Annotated in this window: 19 protein-coding genes; 11 read left to right on the top strand and 8 right to left on the bottom strand. The window is 42.8% G+C overall.

All coding sequences use genetic code 11. The annotated features are described in order from the left end of the window. Positions 1–122: 122 nt before the first annotated feature. The 7 genes from ACQ2HE_RS17315 (at position 123) to ACQ2HE_RS17345 (ending at position 6,634) form a co-directional block, all read left to right on the top strand. Positions 123–692: a phosphatase PAP2 family protein gene (locus ACQ2HE_RS17315; RefSeq protein WP_430902480.1), complete on the top strand. Its 570-nt coding sequence runs from the start codon at positions 123–125 to the stop codon at positions 690–692. Then, positions 689–1,075, top strand: a complete 387-nt coding sequence (locus ACQ2HE_RS17320) for a GtrA family protein (RefSeq protein WP_430900990.1) — start codon at positions 689–691, stop codon at positions 1,073–1,075. Before ACQ2HE_RS17315 ends, ACQ2HE_RS17320 begins: the two co-directional genes overlap by 4 nt. Further along, complete coding sequence (locus ACQ2HE_RS17325) at positions 1,072–2,577, top strand: ArnT family glycosyltransferase (protein WP_430900988.1); 1,506 nt, start codon at positions 1,072–1,074, stop codon at positions 2,575–2,577. The genes ACQ2HE_RS17320 and ACQ2HE_RS17325 overlap by 4 nt, the downstream gene beginning before the upstream one ends. A 659-nt stretch (positions 2,578–3,236) precedes the next feature. Further along, positions 3,237–4,190 carry a transketolase family protein gene (locus ACQ2HE_RS17330; protein WP_430900986.1) on the top strand — a complete coding sequence of 318 codons (954 nt, stop codon included), beginning with the start codon at positions 3,237–3,239 and terminating at the stop codon, positions 4,188–4,190. A gap of 586 nt (positions 4,191–4,776) precedes the next feature. After that, complete coding sequence (locus tag ACQ2HE_RS17335) at positions 4,777–5,328, top strand: RNA polymerase sigma factor (protein WP_430900984.1); 552 nt, start codon at positions 4,777–4,779, stop codon at positions 5,326–5,328. 32 nt (positions 5,329–5,360) lie between these two features. Further along, the gene (locus tag ACQ2HE_RS17340) at positions 5,361–6,203 is read left to right on the top strand and encodes a hypothetical protein (protein ID WP_430900982.1); all 843 of its coding nucleotides are present in this window, start codon (positions 5,361–5,363) and stop codon (positions 6,201–6,203) included. A gap of 14 nt (positions 6,204–6,217) precedes the next feature. Beyond that, on the top strand, positions 6,218–6,634 hold the full coding sequence (locus tag ACQ2HE_RS17345) for a hypothetical protein (RefSeq protein WP_430900980.1): 417 nt from the start codon (positions 6,218–6,220) through the stop codon (positions 6,632–6,634). A gap of 338 nt (positions 6,635–6,972) precedes the next feature. Here ACQ2HE_RS17345 and ACQ2HE_RS17350 read toward each other — a convergent pair whose 3' ends face one another. From ACQ2HE_RS17350 to purD, 8 genes are all read right to left on the bottom strand, one after another. Further along, positions 6,973–7,710, bottom strand: a complete 738-nt coding sequence (locus ACQ2HE_RS17350) for an MBL fold metallo-hydrolase (RefSeq protein WP_430900978.1) — start codon at positions 7,708–7,710, stop codon at positions 6,973–6,975. A gap of 359 nt (positions 7,711–8,069) precedes the next feature. After that, a complete protein-coding gene (gene rodA, locus ACQ2HE_RS17355) occupies positions 8,070–9,488 on the bottom strand; it encodes a rod shape-determining protein RodA (RefSeq protein WP_430900976.1) in 1,419 nt (472 codons plus the stop codon). Beyond that, positions 9,485–11,563 (bottom strand): penicillin-binding protein 2, encoded by a 2,079-nt coding sequence (gene mrdA, locus ACQ2HE_RS17360; RefSeq protein ID WP_430900974.1) that lies wholly within the window; start codon positions 11,561–11,563, stop codon positions 9,485–9,487. The genes rodA and mrdA overlap by 4 nt, the downstream gene beginning before the upstream one ends. Before the next feature lie 324 nt (positions 11,564–11,887). Continuing rightward, a complete protein-coding gene (locus tag ACQ2HE_RS17365; RefSeq protein ID WP_430900972.1) occupies positions 11,888–12,421 on the bottom strand; it encodes a rod shape-determining protein MreD in 534 nt (177 codons plus the stop codon). After that, entirely contained in the window at positions 12,418–13,275 is an 858-nt protein-coding gene (mreC, locus tag ACQ2HE_RS17370; RefSeq protein WP_430900970.1) for a rod shape-determining protein MreC, read from the bottom strand. The genes ACQ2HE_RS17365 and mreC overlap by 4 nt, the downstream gene beginning before the upstream one ends. Positions 13,276–13,367: 92 nt before the next feature. Further along, complete coding sequence (locus ACQ2HE_RS17375) at positions 13,368–14,393, bottom strand: rod shape-determining protein (RefSeq protein WP_430900968.1); 1,026 nt, start codon at positions 14,391–14,393, stop codon at positions 13,368–13,370. A gap of 189 nt (positions 14,394–14,582) precedes the next feature. Continuing rightward, entirely contained in the window at positions 14,583–15,641 is a 1,059-nt protein-coding gene (locus ACQ2HE_RS17380; protein ID WP_430900966.1) for a tryptophan 2,3-dioxygenase, read from the bottom strand. A 63-nt stretch (positions 15,642–15,704) separates the two neighbouring features. Further along, positions 15,705–16,994 (bottom strand): phosphoribosylamine--glycine ligase, encoded by a 1,290-nt coding sequence (gene purD / locus ACQ2HE_RS17385; RefSeq protein WP_430900964.1) that lies wholly within the window; start codon positions 16,992–16,994, stop codon positions 15,705–15,707. A 438-nt stretch (positions 16,995–17,432) separates the two neighbouring features. Between purD and ACQ2HE_RS17390 the strand changes: the two genes are divergently transcribed. The 4 genes from ACQ2HE_RS17390 (at position 17,433) to ACQ2HE_RS17405 (ending at position 25,305) form a co-directional block, all read left to right on the top strand. Next, on the top strand, positions 17,433–18,935 hold the full coding sequence (locus ACQ2HE_RS17390; RefSeq protein ID WP_430900962.1) for a peptide MFS transporter: 1,503 nt from the start codon (positions 17,433–17,435) through the stop codon (positions 18,933–18,935). A 217-nt stretch (positions 18,936–19,152) separates the two neighbouring features. Next, on the top strand, positions 19,153–21,195 hold the full coding sequence (locus tag ACQ2HE_RS17395) for an OPT family oligopeptide transporter (protein ID WP_430900960.1): 2,043 nt from the start codon (positions 19,153–19,155) through the stop codon (positions 21,193–21,195). Positions 21,196–21,860: 665 nt separating this feature from the next. Further along, on the top strand, positions 21,861–24,257 hold the full coding sequence (locus ACQ2HE_RS17400) for an NACHT domain-containing protein (RefSeq protein ID WP_430900958.1): 2,397 nt from the start codon (positions 21,861–21,863) through the stop codon (positions 24,255–24,257). Between the two features lie 364 nt (positions 24,258–24,621). Next, positions 24,622–25,305: a hypothetical protein gene (locus tag ACQ2HE_RS17405; protein WP_430900956.1), complete on the top strand. Its 684-nt coding sequence runs from the start codon at positions 24,622–24,624 to the stop codon at positions 25,303–25,305. Positions 25,306–25,373: the final 68 nt, after the last annotated feature.

The raw sequence follows: 25,373 nt of genomic DNA on the forward strand, positions 1-25,373 counted from the left end.
TGGTTCACAAAAAATTAATACAGGCATAAAACTAAGGTAAGCTTGGAATCTTTATTTTGTCAATGCCTTGGGCGTGCCGACATTTTATTTTATTCTTACTGCTCATTTCAGCAAGTTTCCTTTTGTTATTCGACCGAACAGAGGGATTTGCAATGCTGTATCAAAACTTTCAAAAAACGGAATGGAATTATGTATTCAGCTGTTTCACTTTCTTGGGTGACGGCTTGTTTACATTCCTACTAATTCTCTATTTTATCATTCGAAAAAACTATCAACTTGCTTTACTGATACTTGCAAGTTTTTTGCTTTCAGGATTGTTGGTGCAAGTGCTTAAAACGATAGTGGCATTTCCCAGACCAAAAGTTTACTTCGAAACAGTTCTACCGAAATTAGCCATGCAGCTTTCAAGCGCAAGAGGCGGGTTCAGCAGTTTCCCATCAGGTCATACTGCTACCGCATTTTCACTGGCAACCATACTCATATTCTTCCATCCTTCTAACAAATGGGGAATCGCATTATTCAGTATTGCATTCATTACGGGTTTGAGCAGGATCGTTTTAGGACATCATTTTCCTTTAGATGTATTTGCCGGTGCTATTCTTGGAATCCTCGCAAGCTTCACTGTAGTTGCTTTGCAAGGTGCAGAGATCTTTAAAAAGTCAAGAATCAAATTTCCGCTACAAGCAGAATGACCACAACACTTATAAAGAAATTGGCCAGTTTTGGAATGGTAGGAATCACAGGGATCGTGATCGATTTTGGCATCACCTGGATTTTAAAAGAAAGATTGAAGGTCAACAAATATCTTGCAAACGCTTGTGGATTCACCGCAGCTGTGATCAATAATTTTTTTCTGAATACTGTTTTCACTTTCAAGGAAGCGAATAGTGATAGTCCGAAACATTTGGCAGCTTTTATCTGCATAGCTCTTATCGGACTGCTCTTAAATACAGGAATACTTAAACTTCTACAACAGTATACGAAGTTTGGATTCTACTTCGCGAAAGCAATTACCATTGGCTTGGTATTCTTTTGGAATTTCTTCGCAAACCATTATATCAATTATTCGGGATGAAAAATGAGAAATGGTTATACCTTCTAATTACAATTTCTGTGCTGTTGAGGCTTTTTCTCAGTGCTCAATTAGAACTTGGAAATGATGAAGTGTACTATACAATTTACGCTAAGCAATTACAACCGGGCTACTTCGATCATCCGCCTCTTGTTGGCTATTTGATTTCGCTCACCAGTTTAGGATCTACCCTGCATTCAGAGTTTGCGATACGATTGGGTGCCATTGCATGCAGCCTCTTCAATCTTTGGTTGATTTATGAAATTGTGTTGCTATGGAGTTCCCGCAGAGGTGCATTGATTGCTTTGGCATTGGCAGCAGCTTCACCCTATCTTTCACTGATTGCCGGAACAATGATCATGCCCGACAGCGCCATGCAAACTTTCTGGATTGCAGCCTTGTATGCAGCGCTGCGCATTGTTTCGGAAAAGAATCCAGAAAAATACTTCTTGCTTTTCGGTATCATGGTGGGACTGGCATCTCTTAGCAAAATACATGGAATAATGCTCTGGGCCACACTGGGCTTGTACATTCTTTTCTTCAACATTCGACAACTAAAAAATCCTTTTCTCTATCTTGGCTTCTTGGCTACGTTGATCATCATTTCTCCATACATCATTTGGAATGCCGACAACGATTTCATTTCCTTTACATTTCACCAAAACAGGGTGAATCATTTTAGTTCCTTGCAAATAGATTCTTTTATTCGGGAACTCTTGGGTGGGTTTTTGTACAATAATCCTATATCATATGTTCTAATAACAATTGTTGTTTTTCGAGAATTGAGGTCTAACAGATCTGAACAGTCGCCTCAACAAAAATTTTTATTAATAGCAGGCGGACTTCCCATTGTATTGTTCTTATCCCTTTCCTTGTTCAACGATACACTTCCGCACTGGTCGGCGCCCGGCTTTACTTGTTTGATAGTATATGTTGGCATATGTTTAGGAAAGCATGAAGTCGGATATTTTTCCGAACAAAGAACTGGTAATTGGTTGAAAATGGCCTTATCGTTACTATGCGTTGCGATGGTGGGCTTATTCAGTTTTATTAGTTACTATCCTGGAACTACAAGTGGCAACAAGAAATTAGAGATGCTTGGAGATGGAGACCCAAGTTTAGACTTATACGGCTGGAAACAAGCATCCGAAAAACTTCAAATATTTGTGAATGATAGTTTGCATCAAAAGTCGATCACGCTGGTTTGTTCAAAATGGTTTCCGGCGGCGCATGTATATCACTACATAGCGGAGCCAAATCGCTTTGCAATGCTCACTTATGGAGAGCTACAAGATTTACATACGTTTCGGTGGTTTGCTCCAACGAATGGAGCTGTGTCAAAAGATCAACCCATTTATTTTATAACTTTTTCAAATATGTTTCAAGCGCCAAGTACGGCTGTATTGAATGCGTTTGATATAACAAGTACGCCGGTGTACATTCCAATTTTGAGGAATGGAGTGGTGGCGAAGTATATGGTGTTGTATGAGATGAGGGAGAAGTAGGTTATGTGAAAGGCATTGGGCTTTGGGCTTTGGGCCTTAGGCTTTAGGGTTCACCGCGAAGAGCGCAGAGTGCGCAGAGGAGTCGCGAAGAATGTTTTTTTCCATTCATCTTCTTTTCCATGTTCCCGACTCACGATTTTTCTTTTTCACCGCGGCGGCGCAGCGTTCGCAGCGAAAACGCAGCGCTGGCAAGCTCTCTGTTCCTCTCCCTATTCTTTCTCTGTCTTTCATTCCCACATTAGCAAACTCTCAAATTCGCCAATTATCGCGCCGGCTGTTCAATTCTTAATTCTTACTTCTTAATTATTAATTAACTCCCCCTGTTCTTCCCCCTCCTCTTTCTCTGTCTTCCCACGTTCCTCGCTTCCTCCCTTCCCGCAACGGCTATCGCCTGTCCCGTATAGTTCCTCACGGGACAAGCGGACTAAAATTTACTCCGCTACGCTTCGTAAATTTCAGCCTGCTTCCGGCTGTTTCATTATTAATTATTACTTATTAATTACCTCGGCTGTTCAATTCTTAATTCTTACTTCTTAATTATTAATTAACTCCCCCTGTTCTTCCCCCTCCTCTTTCTCTATCTTCCCTCGCTCCTCCTTGCTCGTCTCCTCCCTCTCATATTCCCCTTTTTTCTTTATCTTGCGCACCAATTTATACGCATGCTAAAGGATATACAACCTACCGGACAAAAAGATACCAGAAGTGGTTTCGGAGATGGAATTGCGGCGATTGCACGCACCAATCCCAATGTAGTGGCTTTGACCGCCGATTTGGCCGGTTCATTGAAACTCAATCAGTTCATTAAAGAAAATCCTGACCGTTTTATTCAATGCGGTATCGCCGAAGCCAATATGATTGGGGTGGCAGCCGGATTGACCATCGGCGGGAAAATTCCTTTTACTACCACTTTTGCCAACTTTAGTACCGGTCGCGTGTACGATCAGATCCGTCAATCGGTAGCTTATTCCGGTAAAAATGTGAAAATCTGTGCTTCTCACGCAGGGTTGACCTTGGGTGAAGACGGCGCTACGCACCAAATTCTGGAAGATATTGGCTTGATGAAAATGTTACCCGGTATGACCGTGATCGTTCCTTGCGATTACGAACAAACCAAAGCAGCTACCATGGCTGTTGCCGAGTATGAAGGACCCGTATATCTCCGTTTCGGTAGACCGGTATGGCCAATTTTCACCGGCGGCATGCCTTTTGAAATTGGAAAAGCACAAATCTTCAGCGAAGGAACCGATGTAAGCATTTTCGCTTGCGGTCACATGGTATGGAAAGCCATTGAAGCAGGTAAAGAACTCGAAGCAAAAGGTATCAGCGTTGAAGTGATCAATATTCACACCATTAAGCCATTGGACGAAGCAGCGGTGATCGCTTCTTTGAAAAAAACCAAATGTGCTGTAACCGTAGAAGAGCACAACGTATTGGGTGGTTTGGGTGATTCTATTGCTCAAGTAGCAGCGCGTCACATCCCTGTTCCCATCGAATTCATCGGTACCAACGATACCTTTGGCGAAAGCGGAACACCTACTCAATTGCTAGAGAAATATGGATTGGCTACGCCGAATATTGTAGCAGCAGCTGAGAAGGTAATGGCGAGAAAGTAATTAAGAGTTAAGAATTAATAATAAGAGCCCTTCAAAGAAGGGCTTTCTCATTTAATAGACTCCCGTTGCGCTTCTCCGCGTTCTCCTATGTTTGAGGTGAATATTTTTTTGACCACGGATTCGCACAAATTATGACAGATTTACCTTTAGATTAAGTTTTTGAGTTCTGTGTTTTAGGCATTAGGCCTTAGGCTTTAGGCATTTTCGACTACGGATAACCAGACTGAGGTTGAGTATTCTGTTATACACTACGAATAACGGACTCTAATCTGTGGTATCTGTATTTAAAATCTGCGGTATCTGTGGTTTCAAAAACCCTTCGCAACATCTCCTCGCTCTGTGTCGTTGCGGTAGCGTAAACTATTCGAACTCCGGAGTGCACGAAATACGATCAAGTTCTTAACAGAACAAGTCTCATTGCAACCGGCCCTTCGACAAGCTCAGGGACCTACGATTCATGGCCGGGCGATAGCATATTACAAGGCCCCAATTATTAATTATTACTTCTTAATTCTTAATTGTCTTTAAACTTTTGGCTATTTTGCCCTTCCAATAACCGAATTCCTGACCGAAAAACACCTGACTTATGTCGATGACCTACACCGATTCTGAATTGCTCGTTCAGTTCAGAGACCCCGGCACAAAAGAAAAAGCCTATACGGCCTTGATTAAGAAGTATCAAGAGCGATTGTACTGGCATGTTCGCCGCATGGTGGTAGATCACGACGATGCGAATGATGTGCTTCAAAACGTGTTCATTCGCGTGTGGAACGGTCTGGAAAACTTCCGCGAAGACGCCCAGCTTTATACTTGGCTCTACCGCATCGCTACCAACGAATGCCTCAGCTTTTTAGAACAACAAAAACGCAAGGCTTCCGTATCGCTCAGCGATGTTGAAAGCAGCCTCGAAAACAAGGTAAAGGCCGACAAACACTTCGACGCCAATAAATTGGAATGGAAACTCCAAGTCGCTATTCAACAACTACCTGAAAAACAACGAATTGTATTCACGCTTCGCTATTACGACGAGATGCCGTATGAGGAAATGAGTCGTGTGTTGGAGACCTCGGAAGGGGCGCTGAAAGCCAGCTACCACCACGCCGCGAAAAAAATTGAAGAGTATATATTGAATCATTAAACTTTTGCCATCTAATAACATCTTATATACAAATGGAACCGCGTAACATCATATTAAACGAGTTAAAAGGCATCAGCAAGGTACTGGCCAACAGCTACCCGGTGAGCGTTCCTTTTACGGTTCCTTCCGGATATTTCGAGCAATTTCCTTTACAAGTAATTGATATCCTGAAGGTTAGTGAAGCGCCTGCGTTCCCCGGCCAGTCTCGTGAACTCCTTTTCGATGTTCCACAAGGATATTTTGAAAACTTTGCCGATACCATGTTGGCGAAAGTTCGCGCTCTGGAAAATGAAGAAGAAACCATCAGTCCGCTCTTGGCTTCTTTAAAAAATAAGAACACATTCTCTGTTCCGGAAGGCTATTTTGAAGGATTGGCTTCCAATATTACCGATGGTGCGAAAGCCCTCGATATTGTGAATGAAACACTGGAACAAGATGAAAGCTTTTTGAAAGGTTTGAAACACCTGCCTACCTACCAGGCTCCTCAAGGATACTTTGAGAACTTTGCCGAAAACATGCTCAGCAAGGTTCAACCCGAAGCAAAAGTGATTCGCATGAGCTTCACTCGCAAAGTGATTCGCTATGCAGCAGCAGCGGTAGTAGCAGGATTGGTCATCACCTTCGGATGGAATCAATGGAACAAGCCCGTACAAGGCAACACTGAAGTAGCCAGTACTACTGTAGTTCCTGCCACCATCAGCGACAATGAAATCGAAAGCTTCTTAGCATTAGAACACACAAGCACCGCAAGCACCAATACTGTCAGCGAAACTTCTGAGTTCAGCATCGAACCTGAAAACGTGAAGGATCTTTTGGCAGACGTATCCGATGAAGAGCTACAACAATATGTTGAGCAAAACGCAGCCACGAATTAAAAAATGAAAGTGTCATGAAAAAATTTTTACTCATACTGGTTTGCTTTCTCGGACTGAACTTTATCTCAAAAGCACAGGACGATAAAAAAGAGAACAGTAGAATTGAAGCGCTGAAAATCGCCTTCATTACCCGAAAACTAAACCTTAGCCCGGAAGAGGCGCAGAAGTTTTGGCCTGTGTATAACCGTTATACAGACGAAATGCGTCAAATTCGTCAAGATTTGAAAGACAATAAAGACGAATTGGCGAAAGAAGAAAAGATTCTGAACATCCGTAAGAAATTCAACGGAGAATTTGGTAAAGCATTGAATACTGATAAAGTAAACGAGTTCTTCAAAGCAGAACGCGAATTCAACAACCTCTTGCAAAAAGAAATGTTGGAACGCCGTCAACAACGAATGGAGAACAGACAACGTCTTCGTCAGCAATAAATATAAAGAGTTTATTTAGGTGTTTTTCATAGGTTAGCAAGCCGACTTATTCTTAGGTCGGCTTCATTGTTTTAGAATCTAGGGAAGACAGAGAAAGAACAGGAGGAAGCGAGGTGTTAACGCTGCGTTCGCTGCGAGGTTCCTGAGCCAACCGAAGGTTGAGTCGAAGGGCCGCTGCGGTAATGAAGTACTCCAAATATTCAGTCTTTTCCCTCTACCGCAAAGAAACAAAGTACGCAACGGTTCGCAACGAAAAACTTAGCGAATTCTCTGCGCTCTTTGCGCCCTTCGCGGTGAATGTATTTTACTTAAAAACTCAAAAACTTAGAACTTACAACTCAACCCCCATACACTGCCGACTTAATATCATGATAAAACAAGAAAGTCCAACCCTTTTCATTGCCTTCTTTCCACCATTCTTGTCTTAACTCCATGCACTTCTTTCCATCAAAATCATATTTCGCCACAAACTTACTTTTCATTTGTTGCAATTGCGGAGCATCATCGCCACCGAAGAAAACAGTCATGCCGCCATCGATGATCCAAAACACTTGATGAAAAGGACTGTGCGCACCCGTTACTTGGTATTTGATGTATCGATCGATCACACCATCGCCTTCTAACAAGGTAACCTGTGGATGATCTTTAAGAATTTCTAATTCCTCGGGAATATAAGAAGGCTTGCCTTTTTGAAAAGCGAATTCCAATTCTTGCTTTTGAATGAAATATTGCGCGTTGGGAAATGCCAATCCGGGCACATCGCCTTCGGAGCGAATTTGTAATCCACCGGCATGGTCTTTATGCAAATGCGTCATCAATACCTTGGTTACATCAGAGGCATTGATGCCGTGTTCCATGAGGTTGCGGTGTATTTGAAGGATACCGTCTTGTTGGAAACCTAAACCTGCATCGAGCAGCAAAATATCTTCAGAAGTAATGACGAGAAAGGGTTGAACTTCTACCAATAAACTTCCCGTGCTGCGTTCTTGTAGATCGTCTTTTGAAGTATCGAAGGGAACAAATAGCTTACTCTTATCAATGGTGAAACTGCCTTCACTTAATGGAATAATGCGCATGGGGCAAAATTAGGAAATTCTTGGGTGGGAAAGTTGTTCACCGCAGAGAACGCAAAGAACGCAGAGTATTCGCAAAGAGTCTTTTTCTTCCAACCTCTCCGATAAACCTTCTTTTTCACCGCAGCGGCGCAGCGTCCTTCGACTGTGCCTTCGGCCCGCTCAGGACAAGCTCGCAGCGGTTTCGCAGTGCACCCTCTTATCCCATTTTTTCTTTACCACAGATAGCGCTGATTCTGATAGATTCCCACAGATTAGAACCCGATATTCAATTAGCCTGACTGCCGGCTGTTTCATTATTAATTATTACTTATTAATTATTAATTACCCCGGCTGTTTAATTATTAATTGTTAATTCTTAATTACCTCAACACCATCTGCCTATCCGCATCCAACCTTATCATAATAAACAACATAATCGTAAAAGTGATCAAGGAGGTACCGCCGTAGCTAATGAAGGGTAAGGGGATACCAATTACAGGTGCGAGACCAATGGTCATACACACGTTGATGGCAATGTGGAAGAATAATACGGAAGCAACGCCGTAGGCATAAGCGCGACTGAACACGCTTCGTTGACGCTCGGCGATGTTTACAATGCGCATCAATAAAAAGAAGTAGATAGAAAGGAAAAGAAAACTTCCGACAAAACCAAAGCCTTCTCCTATGGTACAAAAGATAAAATCTGTTCTTTGCTCCGGAACGAATTCGAAACGGGTTTGCGTTCCTTTTAAGAATCCTACTCCTGCAAAACCGCCACTTCCAATCGCAATCTTACTTTGCTTTACGTTGTAGTTGTCTTCCTTCTTCTTTTTAGGTTTTGCGTCTGTAGCTTCAGTTGTTCCCCCGCTTCTTTGTTGTAACGTGTCTGATCCCGCCGGAATATCAATGGGAGCCGTAGCTTCACTCGTATCTATTGGTGCCGCTGCTTCTGAATAAGGATTTTCCACCCCCAACAAATCGAAAATACGACTCACTTGGTGGGGTTGTAGGATCTTCGTAAAAATGACGGGTACTGCAAAACGCTGGACCCCTACGCATATCGCCCAAATTAAAATGATTCTCGTTAGCAATCCACGAGAACGCTTCAGCTGTCGGCGCAAGGCATAGATCGACAAAGCTGCAATCACGGTTAGTATGATTGCCAACAAATTTTTATCGACCAGTAAAGTAGCCACTACCAACACTGCCAAACTGAATCCAATAATCAAGTAGTAAGCCGGCAAGCCTTCTCTAAACATCACCAAAAAGAATGAGAAGTACACCAGTGCCAAGCCGGTTTCACTTTGCGCAATACTGATCACCGCAGGTAATAAAGTAATGCCCGCTGCTATGAGCTGCGCGCGCGGTTGATTGAAATTGGTTTCAATTCGTGAAAGGTATTTTGCTAGCGCAAGGTTCACGAAGAGTTTACAAATATCAGCCGGTTGAATTTGAATACCACCCAAACGGATAATCGAATTTGTTCCTTTTACTTCTGTGTGAAAAGGGAATACCAAGAGCAAGAGTACAATACCGAATGCATAACTGATATTCGCGGTTGCGGTAAAGAATTTACTATCGGTGAGCAAAATGAACAATCCAAGGATCAATGAAAATCCGAAGAAGTACAACTGCTTGCTATAATCTGTTTTGAAAGTGAGAAAGCTTCTTAAGATCGGATCGTTCTCTCGGTAGGTAGCCATGAAAATGCTTAAGATACCAATGGATACCAATAAGAGGTAGAGCCAAATCACTACCCAATCCACTCCTTTCGATATTTCAGGATTCCGTTGGCTCATACTAAATAGGGTTTGCGTAAACGAATGCTGTGCTTAGGATCAATGAACAAATCTCCCACGCGGGTATCTACTTTCTGTTTGGGAGGCGTAGGAGGTTCTGGTGAAGCTCCTTTGCGCAAATACTTCTTGATATAAGTGCTGTCTTTCACCTTATCGAACCAATACTTCGCGCGCACAGAGTCTTCAATGAATTGCAAGCGTCTAAAATAACCGGGGATCAAATTCGCAGAAGCGATTCTTTCAACTTCCGGCAAACGTTCTGCTCTCAATGTATCGTTCAAATATTTTTCAACCAACATCGATGCAATGGGCGCGGCCCAAGTAGCACCGAAGCCGGAGTTCTCTACAATTACTGCTACGGCAATCTTTGGATTGTCGGCAGGAGCAAAACATACAAACAATGAGTTGTCTTTCAACTTCACTTTCTGTCCATCAATGATTCTGTATTTCTCTGCTGTACCGGTTTTAGCGGCGATTGTGATCCCGGGGATATTCGCGGCAGCACCAAGGTGATTTACCACATCTTGCATACCCATGATCACCGCATCATAGGCATCATTGGTGATATTGGTGAGTGGAGAATGTTTTACTCTGAATCGATTCAACAAGGTATCGCTGGAAGTTTCACCATCAATACTGTCAACAAAATGCGGCAAATAATAATACCCTCTATTCGCCACAATACACATGGCATTGGCCAGTTGAAGCGGAGTGGCTTGCATCATGTCCTGACCAATACCAAGGGTCAAGTTGGTACAAGAACTCCAGGCTCCACGGTACACCTTATTATAGGTAGCCGTGTCGGGAATAAATCCTCTGTCTTCACTTGGAATGTCGACTCCTGTTTTCGTACCCAATCCAAATGCGTTCAAGTAATCGCGCCAGTGCATGTAACCTTTCTTCGTTCCACCGAATTTTGAATTGTCGATGGTCATGCGAAATACTTGCGAGTAATAAGAGTTACAAGAATTGGCGATCGACAAACGAAGGTTATCGGCGTGACCGGGATTCTTGTGCACGCAAGCAGGCTTTCCATGTCCGCAAGCTAAATAGCGACCCGCGCATGGATATCCATAGCTCGGAGTAATGATGCCTTCATTCAAAGCAACGAGTGCGCCCAATGGTTTGAAAGTAGAACCGGGCTCGTAGTTTCCTTTGATAGCGCGGTTCAACAAAGGACCGGAAACGTCCAACATCATTCTTCCGAAATTCTTTTTCTTATTGGGACCCGTTAAGTCGTTGGGGTTATAGTTCGGACCGGAAGTCATAGCAATGATTCCACCTGTTTTCGGTTCAATGGCTACTACGGCTCCTACTTTATTAGCGAGTAATTTTTCAGCGAGTTGTTGTACTTCTAGATCCACATAGGTCTTAAGGTTTCTCCCGGCGCGTGCGGCTGTATCGTACATGCCTTTTTCATAAGAACCTACCAAACGGTTCAGTTTATCTTTGATCATGTACTGCACCCCGCGCTGACCCATGAGCACGGATTCGTAGGAAGATTCCAATCCACTCAAACCTACGTAGTCGCCTAATCGATAAAATCCTTTCGAGCGTTTGATCACGCCTGAATCGGCTTCTCCGATGTATCCGAGAAAATGCGCTCCCACATTGGAAGGGTACACACGCACCGGACGTTCCACCAGCGCGAAGCCGGGGTATTTCCAAATATTTTCATCGAGGCGGGCATGAAGATCAGGAGGCAAAAGATCTTCGAATATGGAAGGACGGAATGGACCGTTCTTGAATTTGGCTTCGAGAATGCGTTTGCGGTATTCGGCGGTATCGATGCCGAGTAGGTCGCAGAGACCCATGGTATCGATTTTCTTGGCTTCGTTGGGAGTTACCACCAGGTCGTACATGATGGTATTGTTGAGAAGGGGCTTTCCTTTGCGATCGAAGATGATTCCGCGGTCGGGGTATTTTACTTTAGGGAAGACCGCGTTGTTCATGGCGAGTTGGCGGTAGCGGCCTGAGAAGATCTGGAGATTCATTAGTTGCAGTATGATCACAAGAAAGACCACACCGAATATGAGTCGGATCACAAAACTTCTGGATTGATTGAATAAGGCCATAAAAAAGAACCTCTCCTAAATTTGAAAGTATATATTACTAATAGAGCTTTATTGTTCACCGCAGAGAGCGCCAAGAGCGCTAAGTTGTCGCAAAGAGTTTTTATTTTCCAACCTCTCCGATAAACCTTCTTTTTCACCGCAGCGGCGCAGCGGTCGCAGCGATCCTTCGACTACGCCTTCGGCCTGCTCAGGACAAGTCAGCAGCGTTGGCATTCGCTCCGAATTTCCTCGTTCCTCGATTCCTCGTCTCCTCCTTCCTGTACTCCCCCTGCTCCTCCCCCTGTTCTTTCTCTGTATTTCCTCTTTTCCTTTTATCCTCGCTCTTTATGCAGTATTCGTCTTAAAACTCTGCTTCCTATAAAACAACAACTCCGTCAATAAAATCAATAACAAACTCACGCCGGTGGTGCCCAATACTTTTCCGAGGAAAAACAAGAAGCTTCCCATTTCCATCCATTCTAGAAATACCAAATAGGTATTGTGTAAGAGGGTGAGGACCACTACATAGGTTGCATAAGGGGCCCAGCCCATACTGGTAACGGAAGGAGATTTATAGTTTTGATCGGCTCCTTCTTGAGAAATCAAGATGCTTACCAAGAAGGGGCGAACATAGGCGATCAAGGCGCAGGCTGCGGCATGCAGTCCGGGCGTTTTAACGAAATAGTCTAAACTAAAACCGAACAAGAATCCGATAAAGGTCAGTGCCAATCGGGGTGTATTGAAAGGCAGCCACAAAATATACAAGAAGTACAAATACGGCACCACGAATTGATGCAAGGGTTTCACCTTCACCAAAACCAATACCTGTACGAGGATGAACAGGATGAATCGGACCGTATTTTTAACTAAATCACTCATTGCTGTATTTTCTTCGCTGCTTCTTCCAGCTTTTTACGTTCTTCTTTTTGTAAATTCTCCACTACCGACACATACTCCAACTTAAAGAAGTCGGCTGCCGGTTTCACTTTCATCACATAGAAATTACTTGAATTGTCTTCCACAATTTGATCCACTGTTCCAATCATTAAATTGGCAGGGAACAAATAAGAATATTGACTGGTTACAATGGTATCGCCCTTTACCAATTTCACACTCTTGGGAACGTTGATCATGTTCACGTACATCGGATTCTCACCATCCCATTGCACAATTCCCAAATCACCCGACTTCTTGATCTTTGCACTCACTCTCGATTGACGGTGCAACAAACTCATCACCACGGCATAGTTGTCGCTGGCGCTGATCACCACTCCTACAACTCCACTTGGACTTACCACACCCATATCCTTTTTCACGCCTTGCTTTTCGCCGCGTTGAATGGTGATATAGTTGTTTTGAAGCCCAACGGTATTGCCTACCACTTTGGCTTCTCTCCAAATGTATTCGCGTACTTGGGTGCCGGTAGAATCTTTGGCTACGGTGTCGATGATCTTCTTACCGCTGCTATCGAGTTTGTAAAAATTGGAACCGAGTTGGTTTTGTAATAATTCGTTTTGACGCGCCAGTTCGGCATTGGATTCTTTCAAATTGAAATAAGACTCCACGCCGTCGTATTTCTTGTAGAACCAGCCCGTGGTTTCGGTAGCCACGCCCATGAAGGCGGCTTCCTGAAACTTGTTGTAAGTGAATAAAGAATACAGCGCTATTCCCTGGACCAAGAGAAAAAATAGGAAGTTAAAATACCGCCGTATGAAAAGAAAGATATTACGCATAGCTGTCCTCTGAAACGATCAGCAGCAGAGGTAGAATGAATTGAATGAGTCTACAAAAACCTTCACAATGGCAAGCCCACAACGCTCTTCTATTAACGCATCACGAAGGGGAAGCGATCATAATTCTTCAAAGCAATACCTGTGCCACGTACTACGCTCTTTAAAGGATCGTCGGCTACGTGAACGGGTAATTTGATCTTTTGGCTTAAACGTTTGTCCAATCCTCTCAACAAGGCACCACCACCGGTGAGGTACAAACCTCTGCGGTAGATATCGGCCGCCAACTCAGGAGGCGTTTGCTCCAGTGCTTTGAGGATGGCTTCTTCAATTTTGAAGATGCTTTTATCGAGGGCTTCAGCAATTTCTTGGTAGCTCACCATGATTTGTTTGGGGATACCGGTTACAAGGTCACGACCATTTACCGGAATATCGTCCGGAGGTGTTTCCAAGTCTTTCATTGCTGCGCCAATATTGATCTTGATTTGTTCGGCAGTACGTTCACCGATCAACAAACTGTGGTAACGACGAAGGGCTTCCATGATATCGGCAGTGAATTCATCACCGGCGATACGGATACTTTGGTCGCACACAATACCCGCGAGGGCAATTACGGTAATACCGGTGGTACCACCGCCAATATCGATGATCATGTTCCCAACCGGCTCTTCTACGTCGATACCGATACCGAGGGCAGCTGCCATGGGTTCATGAATCAAATACACTTCTTTGGCTCCGGCTTGCTCGGCACTGTCGCGAACAGCACGCTTTTCCACCTCGGTGATAGACGAGGGGATGCAAATCATCATTCTCCAACTTGGGGGGAACAGGGGCTTTTTGGGGTAAACGAGTTTGATCAACTCGCGAATCATCAGCTCAGCGGCGTTGAAGTCGGCAATTACACCGTCTTTCAGCGGACGCACCGTGCGAATGCTCTCATGGGTCTTTTCATGCATCATCAATGCCTTCTTACCCACCGCCAATACATTCTTTGGATTGTTACGATCAAGGGCCACAATACTGGGCTCATTCACCACTACTTCTTCGTTATGTATGATGAGGGTATTGGCAGTACCCAGGTCTATCGCGATTTCCTGGGTAAAAAAGTTAAAAAGTCCCATGTTTTTCGATATCAGTTTTTAGTATGATGCCGGACCGAAATCCGGTGTTGCAAAATTGGAGGAAAATATCCGAATAAACAAAGCCAAATCATTGCCAGTCAATGTTTTTTTCCACTTTCCCCGTCGGATAACGCACCCTCCCCCCGCTTATTGTTTTTTGCCTTTGGGGAATTTTTCAGCCCTATTTTCTCAGGCACGAAAACCCAAGCGCTCTTCTACCGCTTTTGGAAGCTCCGGAAGCCTGCTTCTTTCCATCAAAAAGCTGGTCAAACGAGCAATATCCTTGAAGATATAATGCTGGTCTAAAGCCGACTTTAAATAGTCTTTCCCCGAACTACCGCCCGTGCCTATGCGAGAACCGATGGTACGATGCACCATGTTCATATGACGATACCTCCACGTACTTAGTTGCTCGTCGATGTCTAATAATGTTTGCAATAATTGAAAAGGCAATTGCAACATTGGATAACCTCGGTACAACATGATAAACAATGCCGAACGAGCGGCTTTTGCACTCAATCCCGCATTCGCTCTTCCTTTGAAAAATTCTGTTTCAAAGAATTCACGGTGTGCTTCTTCAGCTCCTGCTAACCCAGATGCATACCGTATAAAATATTCGTTCCAAAACAAGCGTTCGGCGGTACTATAGTCTTGTTCGTTCAAAGGCAAAACCGTCTTTCCTGTGGAAAAACCTTGCCAAATTTCATTGTCGTGGAAAAAAGGCATGCGTTCCAGCCATTTGTTAATCAAGTTTAACATCGACACTTTCGCTTCTGCTTCTTTGATCAAGTTCACATGCTCGGGACGCAACTGACTCAAGTAGTATTCTTGTCCCACCCTCGCCTCAAAAGGTAATCCCAGTCTAGCTTCCAGCACTTTGAACTGCCAGCTCTGAAATCCGGAAGCCGGCCGCAGCATGTCTCTGAATTCCAAAAAATCCATCGGCGTCATGGTTTCCATCACGTCCATTTGCTGCACCAGCAAACGCAAAATGGTAACGGTTCTGTTCAAGCGATGAATGATGATTTGTTGATCGGGAGAATCGTCTTTCAAACTGGGCTTCTGAAAAAATTCGATCACCGAATCTACTTCGTGCAAAATTTGTTTGAACCACAATTCGTAGGCCTGATGAATGACGATGAACAACATTTCATCGTGTGCAGGTTTTTGATGTTTAACACTTTCTAAAGATTGTGCCTCAATAATTTTATTGAGTTGCAGGTAGTCGTGATAATAAACAGATGACATAGGAAAGCAAGCTTAATGAAATAAAAAAAGAGCGACCGTTGCGATCGCTCTGTATGAAGAGAATTAAAACTTCGGAGCAAATTCGTAGGCGATATCGGAACGATAATACATGCCTTCGAAGAAAATACGGTCCATGAAATCCAATGATTTCTGCGCTGCATCGTGTACAGAAGCACCGTAAGAAGTAACGCAAAGCACGCGGCCTCCATTCGTTAACACAGCATCGCCCTGATTACTTGTACCGGCGTGGAAAACCATACTGCCTTCGGGAACGGCGCGCTTCAGGCCTTGGATCTCGAAGCCTTTTTCGTAATTACCAGGGTAACCGCCGCTCACTGCCATTACGGTAGCTGCCGGGCGACGATCGATATTGATCTTCATTTCACCCAATTCTTGTTTGGCAGTGGCTACAAAAAGTCCCACGAGGTCGTTTTCGAGTCGAGGGATCACCACTTCTGTCTCCGGATCGCCCATGCGGCAATTGTATTCGATCACATAAGGCTCGTTGCCCACTTTGATCAAACCGAAAAACACAAAGCCTTTATAATCGATGTTTTCTTGTTTCAATCCATTGATGGTAGGCTTGATGATCTTTTCTTCTACCTTAAACATAAAGCCCGGAGTAGCAAAAGGCACAGGACTCACCGCACCCATACCGCCGGTATTGAGGCCGGTATCGCCTTCGCCAATGCGCTTGTAGTCTTTGGCTTCAGGGAGAATTACATAGTCTTTTCCATCGGTAAGTGCAAACACGCTCAATTCAATACCATCGAGGAATTCCTCTACCACCACGGTTTTGCTGGCTTCGCCGAATTTGGATTGTTGAATCATCAATTCGAATTCGGAAACGGCTTCCACATTCGAATGACAGATCAACACGCCCTTACCGGCAGCCAGTCCATCGGCTTTCAACACGATTGGGAGTGGATGTTCGGCCACGTATTTCACGCCCTCCTCAAAATTAGAGGCATTGAATTCGCGGTATTTAGCGGTTGGGATATTATGACGGTCCATAAAGGCCTTGGCATAGGCTTTCGAGCCTTCCAGTTGGGCGCCTTCTTTCGATGGACCAATAAAATAGATATCAGCGAGCTCGGGATCTGCTTTGAAGAAATCGTAGAGACCGTTCACGAGGGGTTCCTCTGGGCCTACGATCACCATTTCAATTTTCTCCTTTTTACAGAAAGCGGAAATACCTTCGAAATCGTTCACCTGAATGGGAACATTGATTCCACAGAGTCCGGTTCCGGCGTTGCCGGGAGCGATGTACAAGGGGTTGGTCCACACGCTTTGGTTGATTTTCCAAGCCAGTGCATGTTCGCGGCCACCCGATCCTAACAATAAAATTTTCATGTTGTGTTGCTTCAATAAAGAATCGTACCAATACTGGTCGCGAATTTCGGAATTTTAAGCAGTATAATTTGAATTTAATCACTATTATTGGGAAACGCAGAGACGCGGAGGAGAGTGTGGAGGCGCAGAGAGGAGAACAGAGAAAGAACAAGGGGAGGAACAGGGGGAATAGAAAACCACAGAGGCACGAGGACACGGGGATTCGTTGCGTTACCGCTGCGAACTTGTCCTGAGCGGTTCCTGAGCTTGTCGAAGGGCGGGCCGAAGGCACAGTCGAAGGACGCTGCGCCGCCGCGGTGAAAAAAAAGCAGACGTAGGGAATGATAAGCCCACTTTACGAGGCCTTTGCGCTCTTGGCGATCTCAGCGGTGAACAATCTCTGCGGTGAACCAGGCATCAATTACACACTATAAAATAGCTTGTTTTAAAACTACGATTATGAGTCAATTTCCTGAGAAAGGACATCCGAAAGGACTGGCCGTACTATTTGCTACTGAAATGTGGGAGCGTTTTAACTATTATGGCATGCGCGCCGTGTTGGTGCTGTTCATGACCAAAGCGCTCTTGGTTGACAAAGCTTTCGCCTCGAACCTTTATGGAAGTTATACCGGTTTAATTTACTTGACTCCACTGATCGGTGGTTTTGTAGCCGACCGTTTCTGGGGTAACAAAAGATCCATCATCACAGGTGGTATTATTATGGCCATCGGAGAATTCATTCTCTTTTTCTGCGCCTCCCTTTATTCCACCGATGCCGGCCTCGCTAATTTCTTATTCTATACCGGCTTGGGTTTCATGATCACCGGTAACGGATTCTTCAAACCAAATATCTCGGCCATGGTTGGTCAACTTTATCCCAAAGGTGACCGCAGAATTGACCCTGCTTATACCATCTTCTATATGGGAATCAATACCGGTGGCGCCATTGGTCCCATCGTATGTGGTTACCTCGGAGACACGGGCAATCCTGCCGATTTCAAATGGGCCTTTCTCGCAGGTGGCATTGCCATGTTGCTGAGTGTATTGGTACAAAAACTCTATCAAGAGAAATTCTTGGTAGACCCCGAAGGAAAGCAATTGGGTAATGTACCCGACGATTCACCCAAGGCAACCCTCAAGCCTGTCTTCATTTTGATTGGCTTAACAGCACTCGCTGCTTTGATGATCGGACTCTTGTACATCGACGCTACAATTTTCAGCTTCTTATCATATTTACTAATAGGTGCCGTATTGGTGATTGGAGGATACATCTTCTCAGACAAATCGTTGACCGGCATTGAGAAGAAAAAAGTAGCCGTAATTTTTACGGTATCATTCTTCGTGGTATTCTTCTGGAGTGCCTTTGAACAAGCGGGAGCATCGTTGACCTTCTTTGCCGATAGTCAAACCGATCGCACGCTCGGCTCCTACACCATTCCCACTTCTTTCTTTCAATCCTTGAACTCCATTTATGTAGTAGGGCTAGCGCCTTTGTTTGCTTGGTTGTGGTTGGCTTTGAAAAAGAACGAACCCGCCTCTCCTACCAAAATGGCGATAGGCTTGGCATTGCTGGCTTTGGGGTATGTATGGATCGCCTATGGCGTGCAAAGTGCTGTTCCCGGAAAACTCGTGAGTATGATCTGGTTGATTGGAATGTACGGTTTGCATACCTCGGGTGAATTGTGTTTATCGCCCATTGGCTTAAGCTTGGTAAACAAACTCGCCCCTGCAAAATTTGCCTCCTTATTAATGGCCGTATGGTTCTTAGCCAACGCGGCTGCCAACAAATTAGCCGGAGTACTCAGCGCCCTCTATCCCGAAAACGGAAAAGTAACACAGTTCTTAGGCTATCAAATGACCAACCTGTACGACTTCTTCTTGTTGTTTGTGATTATGTCGGGTATTGCGAGTTTGTTGTTATTTCTGATTACGAAACGTCTCCAAACAATCATGAAAATGTAGTATCCGAGAAGGCTTGAACTTGCTGTTTAGGCTGCCGAATTTGACCACAGATACCGCAGATTTTAAATACAATTAGCACAGATTAGATCTCGAAATTCTAATCTGTGCTTTTTCATTTCAGCCTCTCTCTGCGACTCCTCTGCGCTCTCCGCGGACTCCGCGGTGAACCAAACTATTCAAAGATTTACCTTATCTTAACCCTCACAAAACTTACTGCATGACCCCCAAGAAATTCACCCCCTACATTCCCCCGGAAGCCAACGTAAAAGAACTCACCGTAAAATCCATCCTCCTCGGATGCCTCTTCGGTGTCATCTTCGGGGCCGCCACGGTCTACCTCGCCCTCAAAGCGGGACTCACCGTAAGTGCCTCCATCCCCATTGCCGTGATTGCCATCACCCTTGGGCGACGCTTCTTCAAAACCACCATCCTCGAAAACAATATCATTCAAACAACCGGTAGCGCCGGTGAAAGCATTGCCGCCGGGGTTGCATTTACCTTGCCGGGGTTCTTGTTCCTCAGCAGTCCCGACAGCGCGGAATACTTCAACTACCTCACCATTTTGGTCCTCGCCATTGTGGGCGGTTTGCTCGGTACCTTATTAATGGTACCCTTGCGACGCGCCCTCATCGTGAACGAACACGAAACCCTTCCCTACCCTGAGGGAACCGCTTGCGGCGATGTACTCAAGGCCGGTGAAAAAGGCGGCGACTTTGCGCGCACAGCTTTCCTCGGGTTGGGCGTGAGCATTGTGTACGCCATCTTACAGAAAGTATTGCACGTAATTGCCGAGATACCTTATTATACTACGAAGCAAGTCAACAAGTTTTTTCCTTCCGCCAAAGTAGCCGGTGAAATCACACCTGAATATTTGGGGGTGGGTTATATCATTGGTCCGCGCATTGCGGGCGTATTGGTAGCCGGTGGGGTATTGAGTTGGATGGTCTTCAATCCGCTCCTCGCCACATTGGTGCCTGCCGATACCATTGCGGCCCAGCTCGTGAAACTCGGTTATCTATCCAGTTTAGCAGCAGAAGGAGGCAAGGGCAATTGGAATCCGGCCACGCATCAATTTGCCGATTATGCAACGGCGATCTACTATGCCTATATCCGTCAGATTGGAGCAGGCGCCGTAGCTGCGGGAGGTATCATTACTTTGATCAAGACCATACCTACCATTGTAAAATCGGTGGGTTCTAGTATTAAATCTATTAAGAATAATAGCGGTGCCGAAGGCGATACATCATTGCGCACGGAGCGTGATTTGAGTATGAAATGGGTGGGCATTGGAAGTTTGGCTTTGATACTATTGATCAGTATTCTACCGCAGATCCCCGGATCGGGATTTGCGCAGAAATTATTGATCGGTGTATTGGTGGTATTGTTTGGTGCCCTATTCGTAACCGTAAGTTCTAGAATTGTGGGATTGATTGGATCATCTAACAATCCGATCAGTGGTATGACCATTGCCACGGTAATGGGCACCAGTTTGATCTTCCTCAGTGTGGGTTGGACGGGTAAGGCCTTCGAGCCCTTGGTGTTGGTAGTGGGTGGTATGATCTGTATTGCGGCCGCGAATGCCGGCGCCACTTCACAGGATTTGAAAAGTGGTTATATCGTAGGCGCCACGCCGCGCAATCAGCAGATCGCTTTGTTTATTGGAGCGATTGTGTCGTCGATTGTAATTGGTTTGACTGTCAAATTCTTGGATACCCCTACCAGTGAGATGGCGAAGGAAGGCATCAAGCATGCTATAGGGACGGACAAATATCCGGGTCCGCAAGCCACTTTGTTATCGACTTTGATCAAGGGTATTCTCACGGGTGATTTGGATTGGCAGTACATATTTGTAGGCGTATTCATTGCCATTGTAATGGAGCTCTGTGGCATTAAGGCCTTGAGTTTTGCGGTGGGTGTGTATTTGCCCCTCGCCACTACCCTACCGATCTTTATTGGCGGCGCCATTAAGGGCTTGGTAGACATGGGTAAGAAGAAAGAAGAATCGGCCATAGAGGAAGAACTCAGCAAGGGCAGCTTGTTTGCTACGGGACTGGTAGCAGGCGGCGCAGTAGCCGGGGTATTGATTGCGTTTTTAAGTGGTAGCAAATCGGGCGAGAACTTTTTGAACAGTGTAAGCTTGGAACACGGTCTCACCGGCACCCTCTCCGAAAACGGCTACTTCTTATTAGGCATCTTGTTCTTTGCCGCGATGGGGTACATATTGTACAAAGTAGCGAGTAAGAAAACAGTTGTTGAGTAGTTTAGTTTTTAAGTTTTTTAGTCTGCTTTGAAACAAATCAGAAGGCAGTTATTGAGTTGTTTAGTTATTTAGTTATTGAGATTGCTTTGAAGCAGTTATATATTAGGAAAAAGCACAGATGAGGAGTCTGTGCTTTTTTTATGGGATAGTGCCCGAAGCAAAGAAGTAAAAAGCTCCCACCCGTAAAAATACCCATAGGTGTTATGTTTACCTTTTTGTATATTCATCCTACTAAACCGAGTCCTCAAAATTGAACATCCTTCTCTTTTCGAGACCGGTATGCCTTTCCGCCGGTAAATCCCATTTCAAAAATCAGGTTTTATTGGCAGTTGAAAGTGAATCAGTTGCACGGGGGACGTGTGAGTGAGGGGCACGAAGTGTGGGGGGATACTGATGAAAAACAATTAATTTAATACAAACCCAAAAATGAGAATGCGATACAGAGAATATTCAAACGAAAAACATTTTGAGAAACCTTTAATTCTTAACATATTCTTCGATGCATTACTAGATAAGTCTTAACATACCCATCAGCTCAAAATTAAATTACCAGTATTTATAAGCTAAAAATAATCGAACCAAAACAAGCTGAAACTACAAATTCCATTCAACAATATCTGACTAAGCAACAGCGAAACCCCATCATAAAGTAAAATAAGATGCAAATGACAACACCTCAAAAAGTAGCGAAATTACAAACATTTAAAAACGAAGCAGAATTTAGAATATTCTTGATAGACTTATTAAAAAAAATGAAATACGAGAATGTTATCCACACGCATCAATATGGAAAACCAGAAATGGGAAAAGACATTATTTGTTACCTGCCCCATGAAATAGATGGTGAGGATTGGTATGCATTTGTTGTAAAACATGGTCGTATAGGTGGTGGCACAAGTGAAATAGAAAATATCAAAAATCAAATAAAACAGGCATTTGAATATCCTTACACAAACTTGAAGGGCGATCGAGTAAGAATTAATAAAGTGAAGGTAATAACCAACGAGAACTTCACGAATGGTGCGCAGCAATCAATAAGTACTAGCCCCGAATTAAGAAGTTACTCAAACATTGATTTTTGGTACAACGAAAATTTAATCCCAATAATTGATAAGTATTACTCAGATTTCTGGCTACCAGGAGATGAGTTCTGCAAAGAATATACAAGAACATTGAAAAACAAGATACAAGAGGAATTCGAACTAAAAGATCTATCCTTAAATATCGAAGATAAGCACATAAAAAAACTATTGAACCTTTTCATTGAGCCTGTTTTAACCGAACTCGTCATTGAAGACCAAAAAGAAAACTCCATAAACACAAGTCCAAGGGTAGTGAAAAGAAAAACCAACATCCAAAACATAAGTCAGTGCAAAGAAAACATCATAATTACTGGGGAACCAGGAAGTGGCAAAACAAAGCTTGTAAATAACATTACACTTTCACTTTTAAACGCCCAAAAAAACGCTGAAGAAAAATCTATCCCGATTAAACTAAGAGGAAAAGACATCAAACAACATAACTTCAATATAGACCATGCTGTAGAAACCTCAATAAAGCAAATCGCACCAGAAACATCAGAAAGAACTGATTTAACAATATATAGAAAAACAATCCTTGTAGACGAAATAGACTTATTAACCAAAGAAGAAAAGATAAAACTGATCACTAGTTTGAGCAGCTATTGCAAAAACAATAACAAATTCATCCTCATGCAAAGGAGGCATGAAAATCTAGATCTAGAACTAGATGACAACTTCACAAAAAACATAAGAATAAATAACTTCAACATTCGCCAAATAGAAGCTTTTATTTTAAAATATTTCGAAGGAACAGACCGTGGACAAAAATTCATACAAGTCCTAAAAGAAAGTAACTTATTTGCAAAACTTCCAACCACCCCGCTCACAGTAACCCTTTTGTCTCTTCTTTACGATCAAAACGGATATGAAATACCAGCTACCATAACAGACATATACGAAGACTTTGTAAAAGTCATGATAGGGAAACTTGAAATTAGAAACAGAGCAGATCTCCTATTATTCAATATTAAAAAAAGACTTTTTTCAAACATTGCATTAAAAATGCTTGATTCCAAGATGCATGAAATCACTTTTGAAGAATTCACTAACGAAATAAATCAATTTCTAAATTCAAAAGGTTATACAACACAAGATGACGCAATTCTAAAAGACTTAGTATATAATTCGGGGATGCTATACTTAGATTCAAATACCAATACAGTTGGTTTCAAACAACAAGCATTCATAGAGTATTTAGCGTCTGTCGAAATCTACGATCATGCCAGAAACACACATTATGACAAACTTCTCTATAATTTTAATGATATAACTTGGCAAAACACTGCAATATTCTTCGCTGGGAAATCTAAAGACCTACCAGATATGATAACTGATTTACTGCAAAAGATGCCAAATCTTGACTTACGAGACTGGTTTGTAAATGCAGGAGGAATGGGATACCTATCGCAAGCACTCTACCTAACAAATAATCAGGAAAGAAAGAAACTTGTAAAAAAATCACTTGAAAACATGGTTAAAGCTTTTCATGAATCTCAAATACTTACACAAGAAGAAAACCATTTCTTTTCTCAAATGCCTTTGCCACTAATTGCCACAATGCTTACTACATGGTTTATTGAAAATTTTAAATCAATAACATTGAGATTACCCTTGAATGAAGCTTTTGAAGAAATAGCAACCGAATACTCTAACGCAGACATAAACGATTTTGATGGAGACTTTAAACTGTTTCTGCTCGCCTCCACACTTTTGCATAAAAATATCGACGATGACACTGCATTTAATAGTTTAATTGAGAGAAACAGTTTCATAAAAAACCCAGTGTTAATGGTTGCAGGAGACCTTTTTCTTGAAACAGGAGATATTCACAGAAAAAATCAAACATCAGAAATATCAAAAAAAATAAGGAAGCAAGTAAAACATCATCTAGATGCGATCAAAAATGTAATAAAGCTGCCAGCCTATAGAATTGATAAAGATTACAAACTCCTTGATAAGCCAAAGGACAACATACTCTGATTTTAAAATACTAATTTTTAAACTTATTATTCTTTACAAGGTAGCCTAAAACATAATTTAATAACAAATTAAGGGGTTAGATTGACACAATTAATAGCCTTAAAAAGTAATTATAAATAGAGCTTAGGCTTCTAAATAAAATCAAAACGTTACTCCGAAAATCATATTGAATTGATATATACCCTATTAAAAATAGTCTGTTTTAAAAAAAGAAAACACCCACTAATATATCCTTTTATTATCCTTAATCACAACCCAAACAATTACCAAATCAAAACCTTAAAAAACACAAAAAACACCACATAGAAAAAAGAAAAATATGGAACAAAACTGGGACTACCAGAATGAGTAAAATGAAATTATCATGAATATAGTTTTAATAGCATCGTACATCAAAAATGAAAATGAACTGTTCGCTGATGAGATCCCGAATATTGAAACACACTCACCTTTTGGGCATCTACAAATCAAATATGGCTTTATATTAACACGATTGAATATTTTAAATGAAACAATAACAGAGATTCATTCTTTACATAGTACTAATATTGAAAGAATAAAAAACAGAGAATATGTTTCTAGGGAAGAGACGCTCCGCCCCATTGTGAAATGCATTTCCTTAGCTACCGAACTAAAAATACTTACCGATGAGCTAATCAGCTTAAACTATCTCTTAAACTACTACTATACTAAAAACTGCTGGCCTTCTGAAATAGAAATCGACTGTATTGGGGCATATCTTAACATGGAAAATAAAAAGGGATTCGAAGCATTTAATAACCATACCAAGACAATTGACACTATAAATGATATAGGAAATGCGATAAAACACTCTTTTATAAATTCAGAAATTATATGGAAGCAAAATCCTTCCCCAACGCCAAAATTATTTGCAATTCATCAAAAGCGAAACAAGCTAAACAATTCAGCAAAATTGTATGAAATATCAATACCTGAGCTGATTACTGAATACAATGCGATCCTTGAGGATATAAAGGTTGTATTTCACAATTACTACCAAAATAAGCACTCTAGGGATTCGGATTAAACCGTCAGAATTCATAGATTTGCCTTCGAACTTGTGTTTGCGACAGAGCAAGGATTAGAGAACAACGA

This window comes from Endoryza foliicola (genome assembly GCF_050589245.1).
Taxonomy (GTDB): Bacteria; Bacteroidota; Bacteroidia; order Chitinophagales; family Chitinophagaceae; genus Endoryza; species Endoryza foliicola.

What these genes read in the sequence shown, in the direction of transcription:
- ACQ2HE_RS17320 (WP_430900990.1), top strand. Translation starts at nt 689, where the DNA reads ATGACCACAACACTTATAAAGAAATTGGCCAGTTTTGGAATGGTAGGA.
- ACQ2HE_RS17325 (WP_430900988.1), top strand. Translation starts at nt 1,072, where the DNA reads ATGAAAAATGAGAAATGGTTATACCTTCTAATTACAATTTCTGTGCTG.
- ACQ2HE_RS17330 (WP_430900986.1), top strand. Translation starts at nt 3,237, where the DNA reads ATGCTAAAGGATATACAACCTACCGGACAAAAAGATACCAGAAGTGGT.
- ACQ2HE_RS17335 (WP_430900984.1), top strand. Translation starts at nt 4,777, where the DNA reads ATGTCGATGACCTACACCGATTCTGAATTGCTCGTTCAGTTCAGAGAC.
- ACQ2HE_RS17340 (WP_430900982.1), top strand. Translation starts at nt 5,361, where the DNA reads ATGGAACCGCGTAACATCATATTAAACGAGTTAAAAGGCATCAGCAAG.
- ACQ2HE_RS17345 (WP_430900980.1), top strand. Translation starts at nt 6,218, where the DNA reads ATGAAAAAATTTTTACTCATACTGGTTTGCTTTCTCGGACTGAACTTT.
- ACQ2HE_RS17350 (WP_430900978.1), bottom strand. Translation starts at nt 7,710, where the DNA reads ATGCGCATTATTCCATTAAGTGAAGGCAGTTTCACCATTGATAAGAGT.
- rodA (WP_430900976.1), bottom strand. Translation starts at nt 9,488, where the DNA reads ATGAGCCAACGGAATCCTGAAATATCGAAAGGAGTGGATTGGGTAGTG.
- mrdA (WP_430900974.1), bottom strand. Translation starts at nt 11,563, where the DNA reads ATGGCCTTATTCAATCAATCCAGAAGTTTTGTGATCCGACTCATATTC.
- ACQ2HE_RS17365 (WP_430900972.1), bottom strand. Translation starts at nt 12,421, where the DNA reads ATGAGTGATTTAGTTAAAAATACGGTCCGATTCATCCTGTTCATCCTC.
- mreC (WP_430900970.1), bottom strand. Translation starts at nt 13,275, where the DNA reads ATGCGTAATATCTTTCTTTTCATACGGCGGTATTTTAACTTCCTATTT.
- ACQ2HE_RS17375 (WP_430900968.1), bottom strand. Translation starts at nt 14,393, where the DNA reads ATGGGACTTTTTAACTTTTTTACCCAGGAAATCGCGATAGACCTGGGT.
- ACQ2HE_RS17380 (WP_430900966.1), bottom strand. Translation starts at nt 15,641, where the DNA reads ATGTCATCTGTTTATTATCACGACTACCTGCAACTCAATAAAATTATT.
- purD (WP_430900964.1), bottom strand. Translation starts at nt 16,994, where the DNA reads ATGAAAATTTTATTGTTAGGATCGGGTGGCCGCGAACATGCACTGGCT.
- ACQ2HE_RS17390 (WP_430900962.1), top strand. Translation starts at nt 17,433, where the DNA reads ATGAGTCAATTTCCTGAGAAAGGACATCCGAAAGGACTGGCCGTACTA.
- ACQ2HE_RS17395 (WP_430900960.1), top strand. Translation starts at nt 19,153, where the DNA reads ATGACCCCCAAGAAATTCACCCCCTACATTCCCCCGGAAGCCAACGTA.
- ACQ2HE_RS17400 (WP_430900958.1), top strand. Translation starts at nt 21,861, where the DNA reads ATGACAACACCTCAAAAAGTAGCGAAATTACAAACATTTAAAAACGAA.
- ACQ2HE_RS17405 (WP_430900956.1), top strand. Translation starts at nt 24,622, where the DNA reads ATGAATATAGTTTTAATAGCATCGTACATCAAAAATGAAAATGAACTG.